The organism is Anaerolinea thermolimosa, assembly GCF_001050195.2.
Classification (GTDB): Bacteria; Chloroflexota; Anaerolineae; order Anaerolineales; family Anaerolineaceae; genus Anaerolinea; species Anaerolinea thermolimosa.
Genome location: NZ_DF967965.1, coordinates 3,277,750 through 3,303,335 on the forward strand (window position 1 = coordinate 3,277,750; position 25,586 = coordinate 3,303,335).

The 25,586-nt window shown below is 58.8% G+C and carries 20 protein-coding genes; 8 read left to right on the forward strand and 12 right to left on the reverse strand.

What is annotated here, in order from left to right:
* Positions 1-9: 9 nt before the first annotated feature.
* Positions 10-1,020: a mannonate dehydratase gene (locus tag ATHL_RS14720; protein ID WP_062195540.1), complete on the forward strand. Its 1,011-nt coding sequence runs from the start codon at positions 10-12 to the stop codon at positions 1,018-1,020.
* A gap of 28 nt (positions 1,021-1,048) precedes the next feature.
* Here ATHL_RS14720 and ATHL_RS14725 read toward each other — a convergent pair whose 3' ends face one another.
* The 5 genes from ATHL_RS14725 to ATHL_RS19385 form a co-directional block, all read right to left on the reverse strand.
* On the reverse strand, positions 1,049-1,684 hold the full coding sequence (locus ATHL_RS14725; RefSeq protein ID WP_062195465.1) for an HD domain-containing protein: 636 nt from the start codon (positions 1,682-1,684) through the stop codon (positions 1,049-1,051).
* A 45-nt stretch (positions 1,685-1,729) separates the two neighbouring features.
* Complete coding sequence (locus ATHL_RS14730) at positions 1,730-4,105, reverse strand: tubulin-like doman-containing protein (RefSeq protein ID WP_062195467.1); 2,376 nt, start codon at positions 4,103-4,105, stop codon at positions 1,730-1,732.
* Entirely contained in the window at positions 4,102-5,349 is a 1,248-nt protein-coding gene (gene hutI, locus ATHL_RS14735; protein ID WP_062195469.1) for an imidazolonepropionase, read from the reverse strand. The genes ATHL_RS14730 and hutI overlap by 4 nt, the downstream gene beginning before the upstream one ends.
* Before the next feature lie 79 nt (positions 5,350-5,428).
* Entirely contained in the window at positions 5,429-7,993 is a 2,565-nt protein-coding gene (locus ATHL_RS14740; RefSeq protein ID WP_338024798.1) for a S8 family serine peptidase, read from the reverse strand.
* Positions 7,876-8,592 (reverse strand): hypothetical protein, encoded by a 717-nt coding sequence (locus tag ATHL_RS19385; RefSeq protein ID WP_062195472.1) that lies wholly within the window; start codon positions 8,590-8,592, stop codon positions 7,876-7,878. Before ATHL_RS19385 ends, ATHL_RS14740 begins: the two co-directional genes overlap by 118 nt.
* 141 nt (positions 8,593-8,733) lie before the next feature.
* Here ATHL_RS19385 and ATHL_RS14745 point away from each other — a divergent pair, with 141 nt between their 5' ends.
* From ATHL_RS14745 to ATHL_RS14760, 4 genes are all read left to right on the forward strand, one after another.
* Positions 8,734-9,270, forward strand: a complete 537-nt coding sequence (locus ATHL_RS14745; protein ID WP_062195473.1) for a 2'-5' RNA ligase family protein — start codon at positions 8,734-8,736, stop codon at positions 9,268-9,270.
* 81 nt (positions 9,271-9,351) lie between these two features.
* The gene (locus ATHL_RS14750; RefSeq protein ID WP_062195475.1) at positions 9,352-9,672 is read left to right on the forward strand and encodes an Asp-tRNA(Asn)/Glu-tRNA(Gln) amidotransferase subunit GatC; all 321 of its coding nucleotides are present in this window, start codon (positions 9,352-9,354) and stop codon (positions 9,670-9,672) included.
* 11 nt (positions 9,673-9,683) lie between these two features.
* Positions 9,684-11,267: an amidase gene (locus ATHL_RS14755; protein ID WP_062195476.1), complete on the forward strand. Its 1,584-nt coding sequence runs from the start codon at positions 9,684-9,686 to the stop codon at positions 11,265-11,267.
* A gap of 57 nt (positions 11,268-11,324) precedes the next feature.
* Positions 11,325-13,301, forward strand: coding sequence for a hypothetical protein (locus ATHL_RS14760; protein WP_162787734.1), 1,977 nt, complete (start codon positions 11,325-11,327; stop codon positions 13,299-13,301).
* Here ATHL_RS14760 and ATHL_RS14765 read toward each other — a convergent pair.
* From ATHL_RS14765 to ATHL_RS14780, 4 genes are all read right to left on the reverse strand, one after another.
* The gene (locus ATHL_RS14765; RefSeq protein WP_062195480.1) at positions 13,248-13,826 is read right to left on the reverse strand and encodes a hypothetical protein; all 579 of its coding nucleotides are present in this window, start codon (positions 13,824-13,826) and stop codon (positions 13,248-13,250) included. The two genes, ATHL_RS14760 and ATHL_RS14765, sit on opposite strands and share 54 nt — an antisense overlap.
* A gap of 81 nt (positions 13,827-13,907) precedes the next feature.
* Positions 13,908-15,254, reverse strand: coding sequence for a nicotinate phosphoribosyltransferase (locus ATHL_RS14770; RefSeq protein WP_062195481.1), 1,347 nt, complete (start codon positions 15,252-15,254; stop codon positions 13,908-13,910).
* Positions 15,255-15,483: 229 nt separating this feature from the next.
* The gene (locus tag ATHL_RS14775; protein WP_062195482.1) at positions 15,484-17,409 is read right to left on the reverse strand and encodes a hybrid sensor histidine kinase/response regulator; all 1,926 of its coding nucleotides are present in this window, start codon (positions 17,407-17,409) and stop codon (positions 15,484-15,486) included.
* A 1-nt stretch (position 17,410) separates the two neighbouring features.
* A complete protein-coding gene (locus ATHL_RS14780; RefSeq protein ID WP_062195484.1) occupies positions 17,411-19,099 on the reverse strand; it encodes a response regulator in 1,689 nt (562 codons plus the stop codon).
* 104 nt (positions 19,100-19,203) lie between these two features.
* On the opposite strand from ATHL_RS14780, the gene cutA reads away from it, so the two are divergent.
* Positions 19,204-19,521, forward strand: a complete 318-nt coding sequence (cutA, locus tag ATHL_RS14785) for a divalent-cation tolerance protein CutA (RefSeq protein ID WP_062195485.1) — start codon at positions 19,204-19,206, stop codon at positions 19,519-19,521.
* A gap of 26 nt (positions 19,522-19,547) precedes the next feature.
* On the opposite strand, the gene ATHL_RS14790 is transcribed toward cutA, so the two are convergent.
* From ATHL_RS14790 to ATHL_RS14800, 3 genes are all read right to left on the reverse strand, one after another.
* Positions 19,548-20,897, reverse strand: coding sequence for a thioredoxin family protein (locus ATHL_RS14790; RefSeq protein ID WP_114679508.1), 1,350 nt, complete (start codon positions 20,895-20,897; stop codon positions 19,548-19,550).
* Between the two features lie 187 nt (positions 20,898-21,084).
* Positions 21,085-22,197, reverse strand: a complete 1,113-nt coding sequence (locus ATHL_RS14795; RefSeq protein WP_062195487.1) for a DUF5667 domain-containing protein — start codon at positions 22,195-22,197, stop codon at positions 21,085-21,087.
* The gene (locus ATHL_RS14800) at positions 22,187-22,735 is read right to left on the reverse strand and encodes an RNA polymerase sigma factor (protein ID WP_062195489.1); all 549 of its coding nucleotides are present in this window, start codon (positions 22,733-22,735) and stop codon (positions 22,187-22,189) included. Before ATHL_RS14800 ends, ATHL_RS14795 begins: the two co-directional genes overlap by 11 nt.
* A gap of 139 nt (positions 22,736-22,874) precedes the next feature.
* Between ATHL_RS14800 and ATHL_RS14805 the strand changes: the two genes are divergently transcribed.
* Both ATHL_RS14805 and ATHL_RS14810 read left to right on the forward strand, forming a co-directional pair.
* Positions 22,875-25,172, forward strand: coding sequence for a putative monovalent cation/H+ antiporter subunit A (locus ATHL_RS14805; protein WP_062195490.1), 2,298 nt, complete (start codon positions 22,875-22,877; stop codon positions 25,170-25,172).
* Complete coding sequence (locus ATHL_RS14810) at positions 25,172-25,585, forward strand: Na+/H+ antiporter subunit B (RefSeq protein WP_062195492.1); 414 nt, start codon at positions 25,172-25,174, stop codon at positions 25,583-25,585. Before ATHL_RS14805 ends, ATHL_RS14810 begins: the two co-directional genes overlap by 1 nt.
* Position 25,586: the final 1 nt, after the last annotated feature.

The window sequence follows — 25,586 nt, forward strand, 5'->3', positions numbered from 1 at the left end:
GTAGAGACAATGCCAGAGAACCAAAAGCTTCCCCCGCCAGGGATGAAAATCGCCATGCAGGCTTCACCCGAACCTACCGAAACCGAATTGCAGTGGATTCGCCAGATGGGGCTGGAATACGTGGTGCTATGGACAGGCGGTGATAAAGCCAGCTACGAATATTATGCCAGCCGAAAAGAACTTTTTGAACGGGCCGGGCTGAAGATCTACGGCTTTGGCAGTTTCAGCGTGCACAACCAGGACGCCATCGTCCTCAACCTGCCCGGGCGCGATGAAAAAATTGAGGAATACAAAACCCACCTGCGGAATCTGGGGCGGGCCGGCATTCCCTACACCACCTATGCCCACATGGCCAATGGTATCTGGAGCACCGAACGCGAGCTCACACGCGGCGGCGCTCCGGCGCGTGCCTTTGACCTGCAAAAAGCCACCACGGGCTACTGGGTGGGGCGTGAATACCACGGCCCCCTGACCCATGGAAGGCGGTACTCAGAAGAAGAAATCTGGGATAATTTTGCCTACTTCATCCGGCAGGTGGCGCCGGTGGCCGAGGAAGCCGGTGTGCGCATCGGCATACACCCGGATGACCCACCCGTGCCCGAGCTGGGTGGGGTGCCGCGTTGCATCTTCAGCAATTTCGAGGGTTACCGCCGCGCGCTGGAACTGGCCGACAGCCCCAATGTGGGCATCTGCCTGTGCGTGGGTTGCTGGCTGGAAGGCGGCCCGGCCATGGGAAAAGACGTCTTCGAGACCATCCGCTATTTTGGAGAGCGGAAAAAGATCTTCAAAGTACACTTCCGCAATGTCGACCGTCCTCTGCCGCACTTTGTCGAGACTTTCATTGACGACGGCTACATGGACATGTACCGGGTGATGAAGGCCCTGCGCGAGGTAAATTTCGACGGCGTTTTGATTGCCGATCACATTCCCCTCATGGCCGACGACCCGCGCCTGGGCACAGCCTATACCATCGGCTACATGAAAGCCCTGCTGGAGCGGGTAAACGCAGAAGCGCAGTAACCGCCCTGAACGCAAGTGCGGTTCCGGTCTACTGACTTCCGTCCATCTCCAGCATTAAGCGCTGAAAGAACCCGTCCAGGTAGGCCTCACGCCCGGCGGCCAGAGCGCGCGCTGCGGGAGTGAAGAGGCGTTCTTTCACCCGCCGCAGTTTGAAAAGGTATTCGTGGTAAGCGCTGTGCGGCTCGCCGGGTTCCTTCTCTCCGCTGGCAAGGAACCGTGCTGAAGGTTGAGCGTACACCGGCTGATGGTTGAGGGCGGCGTAGGCCACCACACGGGCTACCCCGATTGCCCCGAGCACGTCCAGTTTATCGGCGTCAAAAAGCACCCGGGCTTCGGGAGTGCGCGGCATTTCACCATCGCCGCGATAACGATGCGCCCGAATGCAATGCTGTACTGCGGCAATCCGCTCCGCAGGCCAGCCCTCAGCCGAAAGCACTCCGGCGGCAAATTCTGCCGAAGCCAGGTGATGTTGCTTGCGGCCCTCACTGCCGGGGCTGGCACCGCTGGCGTCATGAAGCAGGACGGCAGCGCGGAGAATATCCATATCGGCCCCTTCAGGCGGGCCAAGGCGCTCGGCAAGATGATAAACACGCAGGATATGGTCGAATCCATGCACCGCATCGGCTGCGGCATACCATTCTCTGGCCTGTTCTATAGTTGGCATGCGCCGGATTGTATCAGAAGCTCATGCACCGGGCAAGCCGTACACTCAAATCTTCCAGAGGATGAAGGGGCGCAGCGGTGAGAGGTCTCCGGCCGGCGGCTCGCTCTGATGGAAGGTAAGCAAATGATCCAGGCTCAACCCGTCAAAGTACCGGAAGAGGGTCAGCCGTTCCGGGTTTTCGGTCTGGAAGACGTATACATCTCCCAGGTGATGCTGTAATTCCCCGAGCAGGGTTTGAGAATAAGTAGAAGTGATCGCAGAACCAGCCGAAGGGGCAAAGAGGAAATTCCGCCGCGCCGGTATCGGGGTGAGCAAACGCACCGCGGGTGTAGCACTGGCCACCAGGCGGTTACCCAGATGGTCAGCGCGGGGGTCGAGATAATGGAGAAAGCCCAGCACCGAATTTTCGGGCTGGCTGGCCAGCAGGGCTTCGGTGAAGTGCCACGTGAGAACGCGCATCAACAACCCGGCCAGCTGTTCGGCACTCAACGCGGGATCATCCAGGGCCACCTTCTCTCCCTCCCGGGCAGGGTCGGCCACCCGGAAGGGTAAGGTCTGGTTGGGCACTGCCGGGGATTCCCGGTCGGCCAGCTCTTCGATGGCCAGCGCCAGCTGCATGGTAAGCTCCTGGCGGAAAGCATCGAAGACCAGCCGTGAACGCCGGGTTTCATACCCCTGGTCAAGCACCAGCTGTTGTACGCGAATCGCCGCCTCGAAACGCTTCTCACGCTCCAGCCGCAGTGACTGGTCGAGGGCCATGTTATACACACTGTCTGAAATCAACGCCAGGGCGTTCACCAGCCGCTCCCCAAAAATCAGAAGCTGGTGCGTGAGGGAATGCATCAGGCTGGCCGAGTCCAGGATCCCCCGCAGGATGGTCTCCCGTTGTTTGTACTGCGCCTGTAATTGCCGGGCCTGGATATAGCGCTCCTGGGCATCCTGGGCCGCCTGCGGCATGAGGCGCCCAAGCAACGAATCGCGGCGCTGTTCCCAGCTCCGCCGCGTTTCCTGCAGGGTGCGCAGGAGCGACTCGTTCTCTGCCGATTCTCCCCGCTCACGCCAGCTTTCCAGCACCGAGTCGAGGTCTTGCATGTAGGCCGCCAGAGCCTGTTCAAGCTTGCGCAGATATTCAAACGGAGCCCCCAGCCGGGGATCGGGGTTGGCCACCCGCCGGGCGACCTCTTTGAGGAAAACCAGCCCATGCCGGTTAATCAGCGGCTGAAGCGGCTCAGGGAGGGCATTCCCCTGCGAAAGCAGGGCCTCAGCACCTTCACACTGGAAAAAGATCGCCTTCCATTCATCCAGGCCACGGCTCTCCATGGCTTGCAGCGCTGCCCGGCGTGCCGGCTGATCGCGCCGGGCCAGCAGGTCGGCCTGACGCATCACCTCCTGCAGGATGCCCGAATGATGAGGTTCGGTAATCCAGAATTCCAGCTTGCCGTAAGGGTCATCCGGGCGGAGGTGAAGCGGCTCGGCCAGACGCAGAGGGCGGCCCGTGTTGGGGTCTTTTTCCAGCGGCAACCAGTGATCGAGCGTGCCGATGATCAGGCGTTGAACGGCTTCTTCCAGCGCGATCCGTCCCGGATAGAGCAGGGTGAACACCCCGAAGGTACTGAATACCTGTGTTCCCTGCACCCCGGCGAGCTGAGCGGCCTCTTCGAGCACAGCACTGGCCTGCGGGTCGAGCTGACAGAGGATGCCCTCCGCCGTCAGTGGAATTGCCCCGGCTTCGGGCGCTGTGTTCAACTCCTGCCCCTCCACCACCTGCACCGAGTCCAGCGGACGGCGGGTGAGCACTCCCGGCAGGCCTCCCAGAGGTTTGCCGCCATACAACGAGGCTCCCTGTTCCCACGAGCGCTCACGCTGCCACAATTCCAGCTCTCTCAAGACCACATAATGCGTCAAACGGTGCGCCTGCGAGGGGAAAAAGGCGCGTTCGAACGCCTCTGGAGTGAGCAGAATAGCATGGATGCGAACTTTAATGCGGTTACCGGCCAGATGCCGGACAAGATAGGCCATATCCACCAGCCATGCTGATCCGGTGGCGCCAAAGGACGAGCTCACCAGGAAGACATCCGCCTGAGTCACCCCGGCTCGAGAGAGCGCATCCAGCTGCGTGGCCAGCGCCCGCAAAACCGAAGAGTTGACCACCCCCTGCTTCAGATCAGCCAGCAGGGCCGCACGCGCCACCTGCCGCACCGGAGCACCGGCCGGCGCTTCCACCGGAGCGACCTGAACTAAAAAATGATACGATTGCGGCAGCCTGCCCGTAGCCGGAACCGGTTTACGAAGGTCAAAAGCCAGCAGACGGATCGAATCGGGCGGGCGGTTCTCGGCGCTGGCCGTGAGAACCTGGCGCACACGCTCCACAACGCGCGTGCCCACCCCTCCCAGACCAATCACCAGCCCGCCACGGCTCATACCACCACCTCGCCCCGTTTGATAACCCGTTCCACCAGATTCCCACCAAAGCGATACCCCAGATGACGGTAATCGGCCACCGAAAGCACCACGAGATCGGCCTGCTTGCCCACTTCCAGCGAGCCGACCCGATCCGACATCCCCAGCGCAGCCGCCGCGTTGATGGTGGCCGCCGCAATCGCCTGCGCGGGAGTGAGATGAAGGTAGCGGCAGGCCAGAGCAATGGCAAATTGCATATTCTCACACCAGGCCGTTCCCGGGTTAAGATCGGTGGCAATCGCCAGCAGGCCATCGGCCTCCAGGAAGGGCCGCACCGGCGGATAGTGCGCCTCAGCCAGCCCAAAAGGCGTGCAGGGCAGAGCCACGGCCACCGTATCGCTCTTCGCCAGGGCACGCCATTCTTCCGGCGAGGTCTTCACCAGATGATCTGCCGAGGTCGCTCCCAACTCTACTGCCAGCGCCGCCCCTCCCAGGTTATCAAATTCATCCGCGTGGATTTTCAGGGGAAAGCCGAGCCTGCGCGCCTGTTCCAGGATGGCCCGCGACTGCTCCAGAGAAAAAGCCCCCGTCTCACAGAACACATCCACAAACGGCAGATGCCTGCCGGGGGCATGGCTGGCCCACCACCGCTGAACTGCCGGCAGCATCTCCTCCCAGACCAGATGGGTATAGGCCTGCGGGTCGTCCCGGTACTCGGGCGGAATGGCATGTGCTCCGAGAAAGGTGGGACAAATCTCCAGCGGCCCTTCGGCATCGAGGCGGAGTAAAACTTCCAGCTGTTTCAACTCGGTCTGCACCTCCAGGCCGTAACCGGTTTTGGCTTCGGCGGTGGTGGTGCCATACTGGAGCATACGCCGGGCGCGTTCGCGGGTTTGTGCCAGCAAAGCTTCAATCGAAGCCTGGCGAGTGGCCCGTACGGTAGATACAATGCCCCCACCTGAGGCCATGATTTCCATGTATGTTTTGCCCTGCAGGCGCAATTCAAACTCAGCGGCACGGTCGCCAGCCCAGACCAGGTGAGTATGCGGATCGACAAAACCCGGCATCACCACCTTCCCGTGGGCACTGATCGACGGCTCATCGGGATAGGCGGCAAGCAGTTCAGCGCTTTTCGCCACCGCGGTGATTTTCCCCTGGCGCACGAGCACCCCGCCGTCCTCCAGGATGCCGAGCCGGCCCAGGTCTCTCCCCCGCTGAGGCCCCCCCGCCAGGGTGAGTAACTGCGAGGCGGAGTGAATCAACATACTTTCATTATAGCCCTCCCTCCAAGCGAACACCCCGCCTGCGGGCGGGGTGTTATGAGATTGCAAGGTAAGGCCGGGCTTACCGAGCGATCACCGGCAGGTAGCTGTTATAGAACTCCACCCCCAGCGGCACGATGAGCGCCTGGCCCGTCCCCGGCCTGCCATTGTAATCCACCACCATCATACCTCTGGGCCTCGCCAGCCAGAAGCCCGCCGAATCGTTCAACCCAACCTCCAGCGTAACCGGTGCGCCGGTGGAAGGGGTGAAGTCGCTCAGGCCCCAGACAAACGGAGAGCGCATGTAATCAAACACACCCGCCGGGGTGCTGTCCATGGCTCCACTGCTGTCGTAGCTGAAGAACTGGTAACCAAAATCACTGCGGGAGAGCGGGATCCAACCCACAGGCACATACCATTCCGAAAGGCCCGAATTGAAGTCGCCATAAATGAGATATGGGCTGGCCAGGAAGATGCTGGGCTGGCCGGAGGAGGCAGTCATATCGGTGAGGAGCACGATCCATTCATTGGTCTCATCCCCTCCGCCAAACCAGCCATAGTTAAAGTTCCACAACACATACTCGGTCTTTCCATCGCGGTTGGTGTCGATTGCCAGGTCAGTCTCATCGAAGTACGGTTGCAGGGTATGCACGGACCCCCACTTCGCAATACCTACTCCCAGCATATCTCCATAGGAACCACTACCAACATAATCGATGCCTGCGGCCCGTAGATCAGCCATATCGTTCACCTCGGGCTCATTGCCGTCAATCACCAGCGCCGGCCAGGCCCACAGGCTTGCCGTCGCCGGGCCAGTGTTGGTATAGGTGACCTGAGCATCAGTGTTGTTGACCACGCTGATGCTTTTGACGGCTCCGCTTATCTCACTGAGGGTGCTGTAGGGGCGCGGGACGAAATAAAACGGCAGCCGCACCGTATTGCCCCCTCCCTGCGGGGTGAAGGTGATAAATCCGTAATATTCTTCCATGCTGGCATCGAATGCCACCGGCAGAAGCGCCGGGTTGAGCGTGAGCGTCACCGGCACCCCGACCGTGCTGCCTGCCGGTACCGTCACACTGGTGGGCACCCCCAGCGTGGCACCCGTCATCTGCGGGTCGCTGAACTGCACCGATACGTCGTAGGTATGGGCGGTGGCATCGAGGTTTTCCAACCGAACCTGTTTGGCCTCTGGCGCCACATAGGCAGAAGAGGTGTCTCCCACCTGCACCACGCCCCAGCTCAGGCTGACGAGGTTGGCATCTCCGGTGGCGAGAGTGCGGGTGAACACGGCCGCTTCAGCATCCACGCGCCCGGCGCCGGTGAGCGGAACTTCACCGCCCACGTCCACCGCCGTGCTCATCAGCGCCGCCTTCACCTTTTCGGGGTTCCAGCCCGGGTGCGCCTGACGGACCAACGCCGCCACACCCGTCACGTGGGGCGCCGCCATAGACGTGCCGCTCATGCTGACCCCGCTCTTTCCACTGCCGATCGCCGCGGCATAGATCAACACCCCCGGCGCCGAAAGCTCCGGCTTGAGCTTCGAATCGTACCCGCGCGGCCCGCGGCTGGTAAAGCTGGCCGTAGCATCCGGGTCGCCCCATGCAAAGGTCGCCGGCTGAGAGTCAGGCCCCACCGTCACCTGGGTATTGTGGAAACCTTTCAACATCAGCCCGTAACTGCGCAGGGTATGCCCGGCCGGCAGGGTCGCCGTGCCGGTTGCCATCGAGATAAACTCGTCTGCCGCCGCCGCATGGTTGTAGATGATGACCCCTTGAGCCCCCAGAGCCGCGGCATTGTTAATCTTTGTCTGAAAATAACACTCTTTTCCTCCTCCTCGCTGGATGAGCGCAATAGCACCCGTGAGCGCCCCGGGAATTACACCGTCGGTGGTGCATAACTCCCCGGTAGCCGCATCGCCATCCACAGCATCTACATCGACGAGCGTCGCCGTGATGGCTGAATTAAACGGATTGGCCGGCTGGTAAGGCACCTGCTGGGTGCCATTATTATATTGAACTCTGGGCATCGTCACAGAACCGGTCGTAGTCGCCGCCACCGAAATCGCCGTATCGGCCACTGCCGGTGCTCCGGTGATGTAGGAGCTGTTTCCCTCATTCCCGGCTGAGGTGACCACCACCGTACCCAGCGAGGAAATCAGGTTCAGGGCCACCTGTTCGGGGTCGTCTGCCGAAGCCACGCCCCAGACCGAACCCAGCGACATATTGATCACATCCACCCGGTCCGAAAGGTCGCCGTCTCCGTTGGGGTCCATCGCCCATTCCAGGGCGTTGATCACCAGATCCGTCGAGCCCGAAGCCCCAAAGACTTTGAGCGCATACAGGCTGGCCCCCGGGGCCACCCCCGCCCCCACCAGCACGTTACTGCCTTCTTTCACCTCCAACCCGGCAGCAATCGAAGCCACATGCGTACCGTGGCCATTTTCGTCCAGAGGATCGGGGTCAGGCGCGGGAATGGCCGCCGTCGGATTACTGGCGTTGTAGTTTGTACCGGCAAAATCATACCCGCCGATCACCTTTGCCGTCGGGAAGCTCCCCGCTTCCACGATTCGGGGATTGTTCCCCGCATAGGCCGAGGGTGTCCCCGGGCCGCCAAAGCTGGCGTGGGTGTAGTCAATGCCCGTATCGATCTCCCGTTGTAGCCGGTTGGAACAGCATTCCAGACGCTCGGCGCGCCAATCAGGGGCACACTGGCTACCAGGTCAATCGTATGACGCGGGGCGCGATGGACGGCCTTTACCCCGGCCACCTGGCGCAGAGCGTTGATCTCACGGGCATTGATGCGCACAAGTACCCCGTTATACACCCGGGTGTACTGCCCGAGCACCACCCCGCCCCGTGCCTGCACCGCTGTTACCAGAGGGGCCTGGGCCTGCCTCAACATATCGGTATACTGCTTTTGTTCCGTAGAACGCATCGGGGTACCCGCCCCACCGGCGGCGGCCATGCGCTTGCTCAAAGCCGGTTTTTCCATTTCTACGATCACTGAAACCGGCTCATCCACCACATCCCACAGAGCGGCGGGGATGGGCCCGTTGTATTTGGAAAGAAATTCTTCTACTGTCATCCCGCCCTGGAAGGCATCTTTCACTTCCCCGGGAACTTCACGGAGCTCCCGTCCCGGCGGGAGCGTCTGGGCTGCGATGACGTGTGCCCCAGAGGGCACAGGTGCAAGGAACAATGAAAGGACGATCAGCACACTGATCGCCGGGAGAAAAACTCTGCGCATTGAACCCTCCTGAAAAAGAGACCGATGAGTGAAACTGCAAGGCTTTCTCTATTATCCTCAAAACCGAGGAATCGTCACAAAAAAAACACCCCCTGATTTCCTTAAAAGTGCAATTCGGCTCACCTCCGGTATAATCATAGTATGCTCTTTCCGCAGGCAACCTCTCTCTGTATCATCCCGCCAGCTGAAATGTGCGATGAAATCGACTCACTGCGGCGGCGTTTTGGCCACCCGGCAACTTACGTGCCCCCCCACATCACTCTGGTGTACCCGCCTTTCATTCCCCCGGAGCGCTGGCCCGTGTTTTGCCTGGAGCTGGCAGAATTTTTCACCCAGACCCCACCTTTTGAAGTAACTTTACACCGCATCGAGCGTTTTCATGGCCTCTCCATGGCCCTCTGGCTCGTCCCCGAAGACCCTGCTCCGCTGATCGCCCTGAGCCATGGCATCCGTCAGCGCTTCAGCGGGCCCATTGAACCGTTACCCCCCGATTTTCTTCCGCATCTCTCCGTAGGCTCCTTTGATGACCTTGCTTCCCTTGAAGCCGCTCATCACGCCATCGAGGCGATCTGGGAGCCTCGAACCTTCATGGTTGATCGCCTTTTCTACCTCGTCCAGCAGCCCGGCGGGGGGCTCTGGGCCGTACGCGGCTACCTGCGGCTGGGGCAAAACCCCTGAGCCAGAAACCCACTCCTCGCACCACAACCTGCCAGTTGGCGGTATACTTGAAGGAACTTAACCACAGCCCGGAAAACCACAATGACCGAAGCCATTTCGCCCGAAATTTTTGACCACCTCGTCGAGCTGGCAGCGCTGGAATTAACCCCCGCAGAAGCCACCTACCTCCGCCAGCAGCTCAACCACCAGCTCGATGCCATCGACCAGCTCGAGTCCATTCCCCTGGACGCCAGCCTGCCCATCACCTCGCACGGCGTGCCCTACACGGCTCAGATCAGCCAGCCGCCCCGTGAGGATACCTGGCAGCCCTACCCCGCGCCGGACGAAATTCTCGCTCAATCACCGCAATTCGAAGATGGCTACATCATCGTTCCCGATATTCCGCACACCTCTCTGGAGTAGGCAACCTCATCATGGAACTGTGTGACCTCACCGCTCGAGAACTGTCTGGCCTGCTACGCCAGCGCAAGGTTTCTGCCGTCGAAATCCTCGAATCCTGCCTGGAACGCATTGGCCAGGTGGATGGCCGCCCGGGGTCGCTCGATGCCGGCCCCCTCACCCCGGAAGACGAGCAAAAAGTCCATGCTTTTATCACCCTCACCGACGACCGCGCCCTGCAACAGGCACGCGAGGTAGACCGGAAACTGGCCGCCGGAGAAGACCCCGGCCCTCTGGCAGGTATTCCCTTCACCGTAAAAGACATCTTCTGTGTGCGCGGCACCCGCACCACGGCGGCATCCCGCATCCTGGCCAATTACATCGCCCCCTACACCGCCACACCGGTCGAACGGCTGGAAGCGTCTGGCGGCCTGATGCTCGGCAAAGTCAATTTGGATGAGTTCACCTACGGTTCTTCGAGTGAATCCTCGGCTTTTCAGCCCAGCCCGCGCAACCCGTGGAATCCTTCCCGCGTGCCCGGGGGGTCGTCCGGCGGCAGCACTGCTTCGGTGGCCGCCGGGGAAGCCGTGCTCAGCCTCGGCACCGACACCGCCGGTTCCATCCGTCAACCGGCGGCTTTCTGCGGGGTGGTGGGGCTCAAACCCACCTACGGGCGTGTCTCACGCTACGGGCTGATCGCCTTTGCCTCTTCACTCGACTGCCCCGGCCCCATCGCCAGAGACGTCACCGGTGCGGCGATGATGCTTCAGGCCATGGCCGGGCCCGACCCACGCGATGCCACCACTGCCGACCTCCCGCCAGAAGATTACCTCAGCCAGCTGGAAGCCGGGGTGAGGGGATTGCGCATCGGCCTTTCACCCGATTATTTCCGCATCACCTTCCCAACCCCGGATGGCGGCTTTGAGCAACAGCCCCTGCCGGTAGAGATCGAGGCCAGCGTTCGCAAGGCCGCCGACCTGCTGCGCGCGCTGGGCGCGGAGATCATCGAAGACGTCCCCATGCCCAACACACGTTATGGCATCCCGGCCTATTTCGTCATCAGCCGGGTAGAGGCCGCCTCGAACCTGCACCGCTACGACGGCGTCAAGTACGGTTACCGTACGCCCGAACCGGTGGCCGATCTGCGCAGCATGTACCGCAAGACTCGCGGCCAGGGCTTTGGAGTTCAGCCCAAACTGCGTATTCTGATGGGAATGTACGTCTCCGCGGCGCAGTACAGCGAACAGTATTACCAGCGTGCTCTGCGCGTGCGCACACTCATCCGGCGCGACTTTGAAACCGTCTTCGACCCGCAGGGCCCCTACCGCCTGAATGCTTTGCTCACCCCCACCACCCCCACTGCAGCCTTTGCCATGAGCGCCGTATATGGCGACTCGGTGCTCATGCAGTACGCCGACCAGCTCACCGTGCCTGCCAACCACGCTGGCATTCCGGGGCTTTCCATACCTGCCGGGCTCGATGCCGAAGGCCTGCCGCTGGGAATTCAACTGCTCGGCCCCGACTTTTCTGAAGCCACCCTGTTACGCATCGCCCGCGCTTACGAGCAGGCCACCGAAGCAGAGGTATGGAGAACACAAAAACCAGCCGTTCTCTCTTGATCCATCCATAATCCACAGGGGGGATCTATGCTGTTTTCCAAGCTGAATATGCATATCATGAACCCTTCAAAAAAGGTCTCATACCTTCTGGAGATGGGAATCATTGTGGTTTGGGCGTTTGCAGCGGGACGGGCATTGTTGGATTTTCGCCCTAATTTCTGGCCACCTGGAGCAGAGTTTCCCCTCTCTATTCGTGAAAATTTTTTCTGGCCCAATTTTCTGCGGTGTGGAGTATGCGCCTTGTGGAACGGTAACATGAACGGTGGTTACCCGGCTCTAATAGACCTGCAGGGAGCCCCTCTCCATCCGCTGATGGCAATTCCAACCCTGTTATTCGGTGTGATTAATGGGGCGAAAATCACCATTATATTGGGTCTGGCCTTGGCAGGCTTCGCTCAGTGGTGGATCGCATATTTACTAGGGCTGGGAAGGGTTGCCCGTGTTTGGTCAGCATTAATTGCCGTGGTTGCCGGGTCAGTCACAGGGAAAATGGAAGACGGAATGGTCACCCTGGTACTTTCTACAGCCTGTGCCTCATTGGTTATACCCGCAGGAATGAATCTCGCCAGGAAAAACAACCTGCGATCCATTTTAATCCTGTCCGTCACTCTGACATCTATGGTGATGTCAGGGCAAGGTTATCTTCAGATTGGTACATTCTTAAGTACCTTACCTGCCTTGCTGATCCTGTACATAACCACCCCAACAAGAAAAGAAGCCTTCCGAGGCATTCTCCTGGCTGGCATTTTCACGGTATTAATGGCAGGGGTCTTCCTTGTGCCCTTATTGCACCATTTAGGGAGTGTTATTAAAGACACGGACGGCAACTTTACCTCTGTTCAGCCTCTCGAGTATTTGCCATTGAACCTGGTGATTCGAGATACCGATTATTATTATCAAAACTCCCTCCAAAAATTGCCATTTCCATACCTGTATGTCAACTATATCGGATGGGTGCCAATCTTTTTATCAATACTTGCCTTTCGACTTATTCCCAAAGAGCAGCTAAGGACTTTATTTTTCTTCTTGGTTGGTATTTTGCTGGTTTATCTGAATAGCGCCATGATTCTGCCAAAATGGTTTTTTGGTATGATTGCAGAGAATTTTTTGATCGGTATCCGCCACCCACCGTTATTCGCCGGACTGGCTGTACCCTATATCCTTGGTCTTAGTGCATGGGGATTGGACCTCGCCCTGCACAAAGGACCTTTCATCTATCTCCATGGGGAAAACCTGGTCACCCCGAAAGTGCGATTAAGCTGGGTCATTTTAGCCATCCCATTAGTCTGGGCCGCTTTTTCTGCCTTTAAGTTTGGCTCTTCATGGTTACAGCCTGTTCAGCAACCCCAAGAAGTCGGACCAGTGCTTAACGCCATTAAAATTTCATCCTCCGAATGGGTCCAGTTACCGGGCAGCGAGTTATACTGGAGCGTCTTTGCCACTCAGAGGAACATAAAACTGGCAGATTCATTTCATCCCTGGCATCTTCGCGACCGTCAAATGATACCCCCGGCAGGTATCAAAGCCGAACGTATTTCTTCAGAAATCACCCAACCGGCTACAGGCTTGGTGATTTTTGGCATATTAATCCAAGAAGATCCGCAAATTCATTACGCAGCAATCACGTCACAGGATGAAAACACTATTCCCTGCAAGGCTTCGTCTATCGGTGGGTGGATCAGGGTATTCTGCCAATCAAACCAGTCTGGAACCTTAACAGTCTTTGAACACTCCTGGCCAGAATGGAAAGCCTGGATCGATAACAAACCTGCCCAACTGATAGAGGGCGAATGGTTGCAACTCGAAGTGCCCTCTGGCAGGCACCAGATCACCTTCCGCTACCTGCCCTGGGATGTGCCTTCAGGGCTGGCGCTCACGCTCATCGGTTTTGGGTTGGCCGCCTATCTGTGGAAAAAAGAGGCCGCACCAGATCAAACCGGCAGGAATGAGGGCGGCCCACCCCTGCCGGTTACCGGTCAGTCAGCGCAGGAGCATGGCCGCACCCAGGCCGAAGATGGCCAGGATGCCACCTAACACAGCGGTGATGATGAGCTGCACAATCAGCGCCACCACCACGCTCACAATCACACCCACCCAGTCCATACCGGTGGCCTCACGGATAGAAAAGAAGTAAGCCACCAGCCCTGCCAGGCCCGCCAGCAGGGTCACAGGCGAGAGCAAGCACGCCAGCGCCGGTGTCATGGCCGAGAAAATTCCCAGAAAACCGATCACCCGCCAGACGTTGGCCAGCCCCATCGCGCGAGCCAATTCTTCAAAACTGGCCGTAGCCTTGAACATCGATCGCCCCACCCAGCTGACCAGGAAAGCCGAGAGGGCAAAACCCGCAATGGAAAGTAACGTGCCAAGAATGACGGTGATTAAAAAACCCAGGAAGCCGCGCTCACCGCGCAGGGTAGCCGCACTGCTTCCCAGCGTGGCGATAAAATTCACCACCAGCACAATCAACCAGGCATCGGTAGTGAACTGAGCGTCTCTCGCAGCATCGGCATACACCCCTTTGCGAAACGTAAACGCACCCACAATCCGGTCGGTGAGCATCCTTTCCTCCTTGAAATCAAACATGAATGGCAAACAGGTTGATTATAGATGAGGTCTTAAAAATCAACCTGCAAAAAGAACTCACCAGACGCGTTCCAGGTCAGGGTTATCCAGGGCTCTGCGCCCCACTTTGGCCATGTCAATCCACTGCCCTTTGACTTTAATGCGTACAACATCCGCGGTGAAATCGGTGACCGTAGGGCCGTGGTTATCGAAAAGGGAAGAGCCTACCGCGTAAATATCTGCCGGCACTTTGAGTCGCTCAAAGCGCTGGATCTTTTCGGGGTTGAACCCGCCCGAAACCACAATCCGCACACTATGGCAATAAGCCCGGGCACGGTCGTGCCACTCAGCAGGGAGATCCCAGCCTTCCCAGGCAGTATCCAGCGCCTGCCGCACCAGGAAGACCAGCCGCGGGTTCACTCCCAGGTCAAGCTGAGGATCGCCCAGCGGAGGGACAGAGACGTCGCGCAGACTGCCGCTGGTATCCAGCCGCACCCCATACAGGCGGTAACGCTCGGCTTCCTCAGGCTGGCCGGCTTCACACAGCGCCCGATACCGTTCGAACATCTTCCGGCACACCAGCAGAGAGTCGCCGACACAATCGTTATTGAAGTCCACCAGAGCAATCCGCGGAATGCTCACCGGCAGGACCTCGGCAAAAGCCAGCATGGCCTCGGCCGTGTCTCCCAGAAAGCTGGCAATCGCCGCATGCGCCACCGTGCCACCCCCTGCACCCCCCCACCAGTCACCCTGAGCATCTGTAGAGACAAACGGCCCAAGCGTGCTGGCGTAATCCATATTAAAACGCTGTACCGCAATGTTATACGCATAACCGTCAGCGGCCTGCACTTCATGCACATCAAACCGCGCCGGGAAGAACAGCACCGGTTTTCCCCGTGCGGCGATCAGCGTCTCGTACACATTGGTTGCCACCCGGCTGGCACGGGTGAGAATGCCCAGGGTGGGGGTTTCCAGAATGGCAAAATCACGGTAACGCCCGCGCACACGGATCACCGGGCGCACATTCAGCGGGTCACCATTGCCATTGACAATGGTTCCATCGTGCACTGCCCACACCTGCAAATGGTCTGCAGTATTGACAAACTCGCCATGCTCATTGAAGTACCCCGTGCAGTGGCGCAGCATGGTGAGGGCTTTATCTACCCCCACCACCAGTGTGGCCCCGGGGCGGCGGGTGAACCACTGCATTTCAACCTCGATGTCGCCCACGGCAATGCCTTCTGGTGAGAGCCCCGGCGGCAGGTGGTGATGATCTCCCCGGTAGGTATACCCCGCTTTCGAAAGCGCCGAGAGCATGGTGGCAATATTGGTAAAGTATTTATCCGTATACCAGCCCCGGCGCATCCGCTCGATATCCAGTTTGAATGTGGTGTTATCTAACCGCCGACCGTCGAATATACTCATAGGAGACTCCTGGTAAAGCGCGAGACTTTGTGTAAATTGTACACTATTATACCCCTTTTCCCATGTCCGTCAAACAAAAGAAACCTCTCCCGCAAGAAGTCGGTGACATGGTCACCTCCGCCGCAACCCTTTCACCCTCTGATAAAAAATTCCCCGCCCTTCAGGCGGGGGATTCAGGGGCACCTGGCTATCTCTACCCGACGAACAACCAGGCAGGTCTGTGTGAAAGTTACGCGCGGTTCAACGGCAGGACAATGGTAAACGTGGTGCCTTTTCCTACAATCGAATCTACCCACACCCGCCCGTGGTGGTTTTCCACGATTGATTTAACAATGGCCAGCCCCAGCCCCGTGCCCGACATTTCAGGTGCGGCGTTGCTGGCGCGGTAGAATTTATCAAAAATATAGGGCAAATCGAGCGCCGGAATGCCAATCCCATTATCGCTCACCTGCAGGATAATCTGGTTCTGCTCAACGTGCCCCGAAACGGTAATCGTCCCGCCCTGGGGGGTGTATTTGATGGCATTATCGAGCAAATTATCCACCATCTGGCGCATCTGCACGGGGTTGGCCAGCAGACCCGGCAGGTCAGGCGATAATTGAATTTGCAAATGATGCCCTTTTTCACCAAGTTGCTTGCGCATGCCATCGGCAGCGTAATGGATAATCTGATCCAGATGCACGGTTTCCATGCGCGTGTCAAAGCCCGCTTCGATGCGCCCCAGATCAAGCAGGTCGTCGACCAGGCTGGTAATGTTGTGCACACTCACCTGTACCCGCCGGATGAAGTCGCGCTGAAGGTCATTGATGGGGCCGGCCCGCTCAATTAATTCAACGTATCCCAGAATGGCCGTAAGCGGCGAGCGCAGGTCGTGCGAAACCGTGTGAACGAAATCGCTTTTAATCTGGTCAAGTTTCTTCAGATTCGTGATGTCGCTCAGGGTGAACACGTACCCCACCTCAGGAATGGGCGAAAGCTGCACACTGAAAACCCGCCCGTCCTCTACGGTCACCTCGGTGCGGTTGGGCGTTCCCTGGCGAGCAGACTCAAGCAATTCGAGCAGAGCCGGCTGGTTGAAAATTTCTCGCAATGGCCGCCCCGAAAGGCGCTCTTCTCCCAGCCCGAAAGCCTGACGTGCCACCTGGTTGACCAGGAGCAGCCGTTCATCTTGATCGATCAGAATAACCCCATCGCGCACTTCTGTGAGAACAGTTTCCATTTTTCGACGCTCGGCAATGGTATCGGTGAAGAGGCGGGCATTTTCGATGGCGATCACTGCAAACTCGGCCAGCGCTTCCAGAAGGCGAGTATGGTGCTCGGTGAACGGCAGGCGATTCTGGCGGTTATCTACCCCCAGCACCCCGAATACCTGCCCGTTGATCATCAACGGCACATAAAGCAGGCTCTGCACCAGATAGGCCGTCTTGATCTTCTGGGGGGTGTTTTCATCCAGCAACACCGATTGCCCGTTACGGATCACCGACCCGGCCAGGGTATCGGTGACGGGGATGCGGAAAGTGCGCACAAACTCTTCCTGAAAATTTCGCGCCGCACGCATATAAAGCTCGCCGGTTTCCTCATCCAGCAACAGCAGGCTGCCTTCTTCTGCGCCGGTTAGCTCAACCGCCGCTTCGACAATCGAACTCAGCACATGATCCAGATCCAGCGAACCGGTAATGGTTCGGCCCAGACGAGTAAGGGTCTCCAGCTCATTCAGGCGCTGCTGCAACCCTGCCGTCACCCGCCGCGACTCGAGCAACACCGCCTCTTTCCGCTGCCGGGCGAGTTCCAGGCTGTTGCGAATCGCCCGGTTGAGGTCTTCAGCCCGCAGGGGCAGGCACAGGTATTCGGTGATCCCCAGCCGCATGGCCGCTTTGAGCACTTCGGTTGATTCCTGCGAAACAAAAAGGATGATTGGCGTAGCCGGGAAACGCCGGATGATCTCGCTGGCCAGACTCAGCCCTTCACTGTCAGGTAGTTTTTCCCCCAGAAAGACCAGCACCGGGTTAATGCGCGGGAGAATCTCCATCGCATGGGCGCGGTCTGGTACCGCCTGCACCTCAAAGCCCATCGACTGGAGCATGCGCTCCAGTAAAAAGGTCACCTGGGCCTCCGAAAGGATCATCAGAATGAGATCACGGTTCTGGGTTGTCATTTCAATTTTTTCGCCCCGGTTGTATGGATTGGGTCAGTGGCAGGCTGAAGTAAACCGTCATCCCCTGACCCGGCGAATTTTCCAGCCACACTTTTCCACCCAGGCGGGTGAGCACTTCACGAATCACCGCCGGTCGAATACCTACCCCGCCGAAGTGCCTCCCCTCACTCGTTGAGCGGGTAGTACGCTCGAAGAAACGTTCCGCCTCTCGCGGATCAAGGTGTACTCCAACATTGCGAAAGGCCACCTGAGCCTGCCGCTGTGGGGTCTTTTCCAGCCGAATGATGATCTGTCCGCCTTCTGCTCCATATCGAATGGCTTCGCTCATCAGCCCGTGCAGTACCTGCCCCAGCACCCGCGCCTCCACCCCCACAACCACCCCTTCGGGGGGCAGGTCGGTGGTTACCACCAGGCCGGCCTGCTGGGTGAAGGGCCGCGCCCGTTGCACCACCTGCCGGATAAGCTCATTCAGGTTAGAGGTGACCCCTTCTGACCCGGCGGCAGAGGATTGCAGGGGCTGAATGGCCTCCACCACGCGCTGGAGTTGATCCAGCTGGTCTTGAATAGCCGCCAGCCATTGCCGCTGATCAGACCGCCAGCGAGCGGTTGGATCCTTGCCTAATTTTCCCAGCGCCGCTGAGGCCGCAGCCACCGGCCCGCGCAGTTCTTCCTGAAGGGCCAGCAGAACCTCCTGATTGATCTGCTCCCCCATCCGCATCTGCTCTACCAGAGTCTGCATGGAACGGGCTCGCTCTTCGGCGGCCCGGAAAAGATGGGCATTAATGACGGCGATAGAAGCGTAATCGGCCAGAGCTTCAAGCAAATGCTGCTCGCTGGAACCAAAAGCCACAGGTTGGCGGCGGATCATCGTCAGCAGACCGATCACCGTATGCTGGGTTTTTTTCTGAGCTTTGATAGGTGCAATCAACGCCGATTGCCCCAGGCTGGAAACCTTGAAGCGTTTGAGGGGTTCACCGTGGATGGTGAGCGTTTCGGCAGAAAGCGCCACCAGTTTACTGATGCCATCATCCCAGGGCTGGCCAAAAAAACCTTCCAGCGAAGCAGGCAGATTGGCCGCCGCAGTCAGCACGAAAGGTTTTTCATCGCTATCACGCATCAGCAACCAGCCAAGGTCTGCACGGGTGACCTGAACCGCCGCTTCAAGGATCTGATCCATCAGAAGCGTCTGATCCGTAATCGAAGTGACCGCCTTCCCGATGGAAAAAATGGTGGTCAACTCGCGCACTCGCGCCTGCAATTCCTGGTTGGTTTGCTGGAGCTGCTGACTGAGGCGTTCGCGTTCACGCCGCTCATGCACCTGCTGGAGCACCCGCTCCACCGCCGAGACCACCTCAGCCTCGCGCACCGGCAGCAGCAGGTAATCGGCGGCTCCCAGACGGAAGGCCTGCACAATATCCGATTCCTGCCCGCGCTGCGCCAGCAATACTACCGGGGTTTGCACCCCCTGCGATTTGAGCGCCACAAGCAGGTCTTTCCCGCTCAAACCGGGCAGGTTGATATCAGTAAGGATCAGATCAGGCACCCATTGAATGGCGCGGGCGATGGCCGAGTTGGCGTCTCCTACGGTAGCCACCTGAAACCCCACCGACTGCAACGCCTGCCGCCCGATGAGGTCAGCCACCACAGGGTCGTTTTCCACGATTAAAATACGATCGCGCCCATTCGCCATGCTCTTAATCATAGCATGGTTGCATGGAAAATAGATGTGCGAACGATTTGCCTTAATGAATCTGTTAAGTCTTCCCCCTGCCAGAACCGGAAAGGAGACCCATCATGACCGAACCGTGTTGCATGATCCTCACCACCACCGATGACCCTCAGGAAGCCGAGCGAATGGCCGAATTACTGGTGACCCGCCGGCTGGCCGCCTGCGTACAGACCACCGGCATTACCAGCCGGTACATCTGGAAGGGCAAATTCACCCGGCAGGACGAAACCCTGCTCATCATCAAGACCACCACCCGCCTGGCGATTGAGGTTGAAAGGGCCATCCGTGAAAACCACAGCTACGAAGTGCCCGAAATCATCCAGGTTCCCATTGAGCGGGGCCTGGATGCCTACCTTCAATGGATCGCCGAAAGCACCCTCTGATGACAGAAACCTCACTGGCGGCCCTGTCACCTGCCGGGACGCTTCTCGGTGCCCACCCAGATGCCGTAAGCCGGTAATATACGCCGATGGATCAGTAACACCAGCCCGGTGAGCGCAAAGGCCACCCCGAAGACCAGGAGCGAACTGCTCAACCGGTTCATCAGGGCCGGGTTGAACACCATCACCCCGGCCAGGGTGACCATGAGCATCCCACCGATCAATTTGAGTATCCGCCCGTGTTTCTCTTCCAGGCGGCTGGCCTTAAGCGTGTAAACCGCGCTGAAGAAAAGGATCATTTCATCAAGCTGGTAGATCACCAAGTAGAGCAACAGCAGGAGTACGAACGTCAGCGCACTCACCTGCTGGGTGGTAAGCAGATTCGTCCAAAGCACCGGGAAGCCCGCCGTGCAGGAGAACTCCACCAGCGAGACGCCTGCCGCCATCACCACGGTGGCCCCTGCCAGCCCCCAGAAAGACTGGCTGGCATCCATCACCCGGCGAATCCGCTGATAAATGCCCGGTTTCTTCGCGTCGTCGATGGTAAAAGAAATTCCTTCCTTGTAAAAGAAATAATCCTTGACGTTCACCGCGCCAAAGAAAAGCGCCACCAGCGCCACCACCAGGCGAATCCATCCCACAAAGCTCACCAGGCTCAGCACAGTGAACAGGCCAGCGATGAACAGGGCGTACACCCCCGCCGTCACAGTGAGGAAAATCAGACCGATCAGAAGCACCTTTTTCCGCGAACCCGTGTGCAGGGTGAGGGCCAGCAACATGGTCAGCACCCATACTGAACAGGGATTGACCCCATCCACAAAAGAGATCAGCACCGTGCTGATCCAGACTGACTTTCCCGTCAGGTCTACCGTGCCAAAGAAAGGCAGTTCCAGCGTTTCACGGCTGGCTTCCACCGGTTGGCCGCTCCCCGCCGGTGCCAGAGAAACCTGCCCGGCTGGCACACCGGGAACGATTCCCGCGCCAGGGTCGGGGCAGACCTTGCCCAGGCATGCCTGTACCGCCGCCTCGACCTTTTCCTGAGTCTGGTCGCTAAAACCCTCAAAATACTGATCTCCGATGAAAAAAGTGGGCACAAAACGTGCCTCAAACCCGTGTGCTTCGGCCATTTTCTTGAACAGCGCCAGGTTTTCTTCGCTATTCCAGATCTCAAACGCGCGCACCTCGGCCTGTGGAATGCGCTGGGTCAGGTCGGCCAGAAAGGGTTTGGCTCTGGCACAGTGCGGACAGCCATCTCCCCAGAAGAAATAAATGGGCACTTTGTCTGAAGGCTGGGGAGCCTGGGCAAACACCCCTGAAAAACCACCCCACACCATAAGCCCGGCCCAGATCAAAGCCAGGAACACCTTCCAACCTTTCACGGTTTACTCCTCACCACTGGAAATTTGCACCAGGAAGCACAATCTCGTTCAGTTTACCCGAGATTGTTTTTCGGAAAATGAAAATTATATGAGAAACCGCCCCTGATCGAAAAGCCACCCGCTGGTGCTGATAACAAACAGGGCGCCATCTTTCTGGCGCCCTGTGAAGGAATGCCCGTCCTGAAGGTTACGGTTTTCTCCCTCCGCTGCCGTTTCCACCGCCAGGGGACGGGTTCACCGGTTGCGGGCCAGGACCCTGAGGAGTACACGTTGTGCAATCACCGGTTCCCGGGCCCGGTCCATACCCGCTCCCCGGGATGGGGGTATTTTCTACCCACGGATTCCCCCCGGCCTGATTTCCCTCACCATAACCACTGCCTGGCGTCGGGGTGCCGGTCGTCCAGGGGTTGCCGCTGCCAGCGGGCTTTTCACTGCCTTTGCCCTGGGGAGTACACTCCGGGCAGGTACCCGGCCCCGGGCCGTAGCCGCTGCCAGGGGTGGGTGTTTCTTCTGTCCACGGGTTGCCTGGCGTGGGGTTGCTTTGATCCTCGTAATGACCGGCCCGCACGCGCACCCGATAACCCGCCGGATCGGTGATTCCCTCTTCAACCAGGCGCAGGCGGGTTTGCAGGCGGCTTTGCACCCGCAATAGCTGGGCTTCATCGGATGCAGGGGCGGATAATTTCCACTGTTCTACCCGTTGAAGCTGGTTTTGCAACCGTTCACGCAGGCGCGCCAGCTCCATCGTCATGGACTCATCCCCGGCTTCTGCAGCCTGGCGCAGGGCAAATTCCACCTGCTGTTCCCAGCGGGCTACCAGCCATTCGGGAATGGTCTTTCCTGCGCGAATGAGACCATCGATTTCATCCATGCGCCGCTCCGCAAACGCCATTGCCAGGTCAAGGCGCGTTTGTTCGCGGGTGGTCAGTTGCAGGCGGGCATCCTCACTGGCCAGTTTAATCTCATATAGAGGCTGGTCAGGCGCACTGCCCTGCGCCGCGGCGACGGTTACCCCGGCGCCTCCAAACAATAACGAAAAGATCAGAATCAGCGTTGCCAGAACGTTCATACGAATTGGCTCCTTTCTCCACGGAATGGGTATGTTCCACTCTTTATGACGCAAAGACGCCCGCGGAGATACGGCCACCATGGTCTGAGAGATTTGCTCTGCCTGGGAAAGGAACCGCGCCCGTCCCTGTGCCTGAGCGCGGGGATCACGCGGAGAGACGTCCTTTAAAACCCGCAGCAGGCGCGAGAGCTCTCGCTCATCAACGTCAGAGGTTCGATCACTATGGTTCATCGAGTACAGCTTCTCCTTCCACCCGCAACATACGCCGCAGCGCCGCCAGCGCGCGGTGCTGCAGAGATTTCACAGCTCCCACAGGTTTGCCCAGTGCCCGGGCAATGGCTTCATGATCCCAGCCTTCCAAAAACCTGAGCACCACCACCTGACGCTGATCAGGGGTGAGGGAAAAGAGGGCCGACCTGACACGCTCCCGCTCAATCCGCTCCTCCACCAGGCCGGGATGATCATGCTCCACCCCGATGTCTTCCGTCAGTTCCTGCATGGGCACCGGCTGGCGGCGGTAGTAATCGGTAATCCAGTTATGGGCAATGCGATACAGATAAGCCTGCAACTGGTCCTGCGGTCCGCCGCCATTCCGCAGGGCGAGCAGAAACCTGCTGAAAGTTTCAGCAGTACATTCTTCCGCCAGGGATGAATCACCCAGCAGCCGCGCGGCATATCGATACACACCCGGGCTGTAATGATCGTAAATTTCAGCAAGCGCCGCCAGGTCAAAACGCCTGGCTCGTTCCAGCAGGCCTTCATCCGCCACGGATTCACCTCTGTTTTCTATTATGACGCAGAGGAAAGGAAGAGGTTACGGGGAATCCAAAATTCATCCCTCTACCCTTGTCAACCGGCATTTTTTAAGATAAAAATAAAAAATATTACGACCGACCGGAGGAATCATCATGGTGGGATTGCTTTTTTCCGGCCTGGCCGCAACGCTCATTGCGCCATTCATCGTGCGTCTGCCTGTGCGACGGGCTGCCTGGTTGCCCGGAATTTTCCCCGCGGCCATCTTTGCGTACCTGCTTTTCAGCCTGCCGGCCATGCATACCAGCCGGGAAAGGATCGCCAGCCTGGCCTGGGTGCCTTCTCTTGAGGTCGACCTCACCTTTCGCCTCGATGGCCTGGGGTTCCTGTTCTCCCTGCTCATTGCCCTCATCGGCCTGCTGGTGGTCCTTTACGCCAGCGATTATCTCCAGGGCCACCCGCAGCTGGGACGTTTCTATGCCGCGCTGATGCTCTTCATGACCGCCATGCTTGGCGTGGTCTGGAGTGATCATCTGCTGGGGCTGTTTGTTTTCTGGGAACTGACCAGCATCAGCTCTTATTTATTGATCGGCTTCAACCACGAGGAAGAATCATCGCGCAAGGCGGCGCTCCAGGCATTGCTGGTTACCGGCGGCGGCGGGCTGGCGCTCCTGGCGGGGCTGGTTCTCCTCGGGCTGAGCGGCGGAACCTTCGCATTGAGCACCCTCAACCTGCGCGGAGAAGTGCTTCGTGCCAGCCCAGCCTACCCGCTTGCCGTCGGGCTGATTCTCCTCGGTGCGCTGACCAAATCGGCACAATTTCCGTTCCACTTCTGGCTACCGGGGGCCATGGCCGCCCCGACCCCGGTTTCAGCTTACCTCCATTCAGCAACCATGGTTAAGGCCGGGGTTTATTTGCTGGCTCGCCTCAACCCGGCGCTGGGAGGTACTCCTTTATGGAACACGCTACTGGTCTGCTTCGGGCTGATCACCCTGGCCGGAGGGGCCTTTCTGGCCCTATCCCAGCATGACCTGAAACGCCTGCTGGCCTACACCACGGTGGGTGCACTGGGCGGTATGGTGTTCCTTCTTGGCATTGGCACACCCCTGGCCGTAAAAGCGGCTCTCACGTTCCTGCTGGCTCATGCGTTGTACAAAGGAGCGCTCTTCCTTGTGGCCGGTGGCATTGACCATGCCACCCATACTCGCGATATCCGCAGTCTCAGCGGGCTGGCGCGTGCCATGCCCTGGACGGCTTCAGGAGCACTGCTGGCGGGAGCCTCCATGTTTGGTCTACCCCCCACCTTCGGGTTCGTGGCCAAAGAATTGCTCTACGAAAGCACCTTGGCCCACCCTGCGGCAGGCTGGCTGATTCTGTTCGTGTTCCTGGCCATGATCGGCATGGGGCTGGTATCAGCCTGGGTGGCAATCAGGCCGTTTCTTGGCCCTCTCTCCTTCCATCATGCCCACGAAAATTCGTGGTTGCTCTGGGGGCCGCCGCTGCTCCTCGGGTCGCTGGGAATCCTGGCCGGATGGCAGGCAACCGCCGTGGGTGAGCTGTTGATTCAACCTGCGGCAACCGCCATCCTGGGGGAGGCGCAGAAGGTGAAACTTTCTCTCTGGCACGGGATCACGCCCTATTTCCTTCTCAGTCTGGCCACCATGGCCCTGGCCGCCATGGCTTACCTCTGGAGCAAACCGGTGCAAAAGTCCATCGAAAGATTCTTCGCCCACCTGGCTCCGCTTGGGCCCGAACGCGGCTACCGCCGCGCCATGAACGGTCTGATCCACCTGGCCAATTTTCAGACAAACCTCTGGCAGAACGGCTATCTGCGCGTGTACATCCTTTTCATCATCCTCACAACCCTGGCGCTGGCCACAGGGGCTCTGCTGTTCAACGCGCAGGGGCTGCATCTGCCCGCCTTTACCCCGCCGCGTTTTTACGAGGTCTTGCTGATCGGAATCATCCTTGCGGGGGTGGGGGCTGTCGTACGCACCACCTCGCGCCTGGCAACCATTGCCCTGCTGGGCACAGTGGGGTTGAGTATTTCGCTGATCTACCTCCTGTATAGTGCTCCCGACCTGGCCATCGTGCAGTTCGCTGTCGAAACGCTCACAGTGATCCTCTTTGTGCTGGTCATTTACCGGTTACCCAAGTTCACCCGCATTCAGGGGCAACCAGCCCGCTGGTTTGACCTGTTCGTAGCCCTGGCCGGTGGCACCCTGATGACTCTGCTGGTGTTGCTGGTCACTTCTGAAACGTTTGTCTCGCTGGTCTCTCCGTATTTCAATGCCAGCAGCCTCCCGCTTGCCAAAGGGCGCAATGTGGTCAATGTCATCCTGGTAGATTTTCGTGGGTTCGACACCCTGGGTGAAATTACCGTACTTTCTCTCGCAGCCATTGGGGTTTTTGCCCTCCTTCGGCTGGTTTCTCAAGACAGGAAGAAACCCTGATGAACGGTCGTTCTTTGCTCCTCAATGTTGCTGTCCGGTATCTCATGCCGTTGTTGCTCATTTTCTCGGTGTTCCTGCTGCTGCGTGGTCACAATGAAGTCGGCGGCGGGTTCGTCGGGGGGCTGGTGGCCGCGGCGGCCTTCATGCTCTATGCCATTGCCCATTCCCCTGCCGAAGTACATGACTTATTGCCTGTTTCACCCCGCACGCTCTTCACCCTCGGCCTTTTCATGGCGCTTCTGAGCGGGTTACTGCCCGTGTTTGGCAACCAGCCATTCCAGACCGGCCTGTGGTTGCCCGAGCCACTGCCCGTCCTGGGCAAGGTAGGCACGCCATTCCTCTTCGACACGGGGGTATATCTGCTGGTGATCGGCGTAATCCTGCACATTTTATTAACCCTCGCGGAGGATTGAA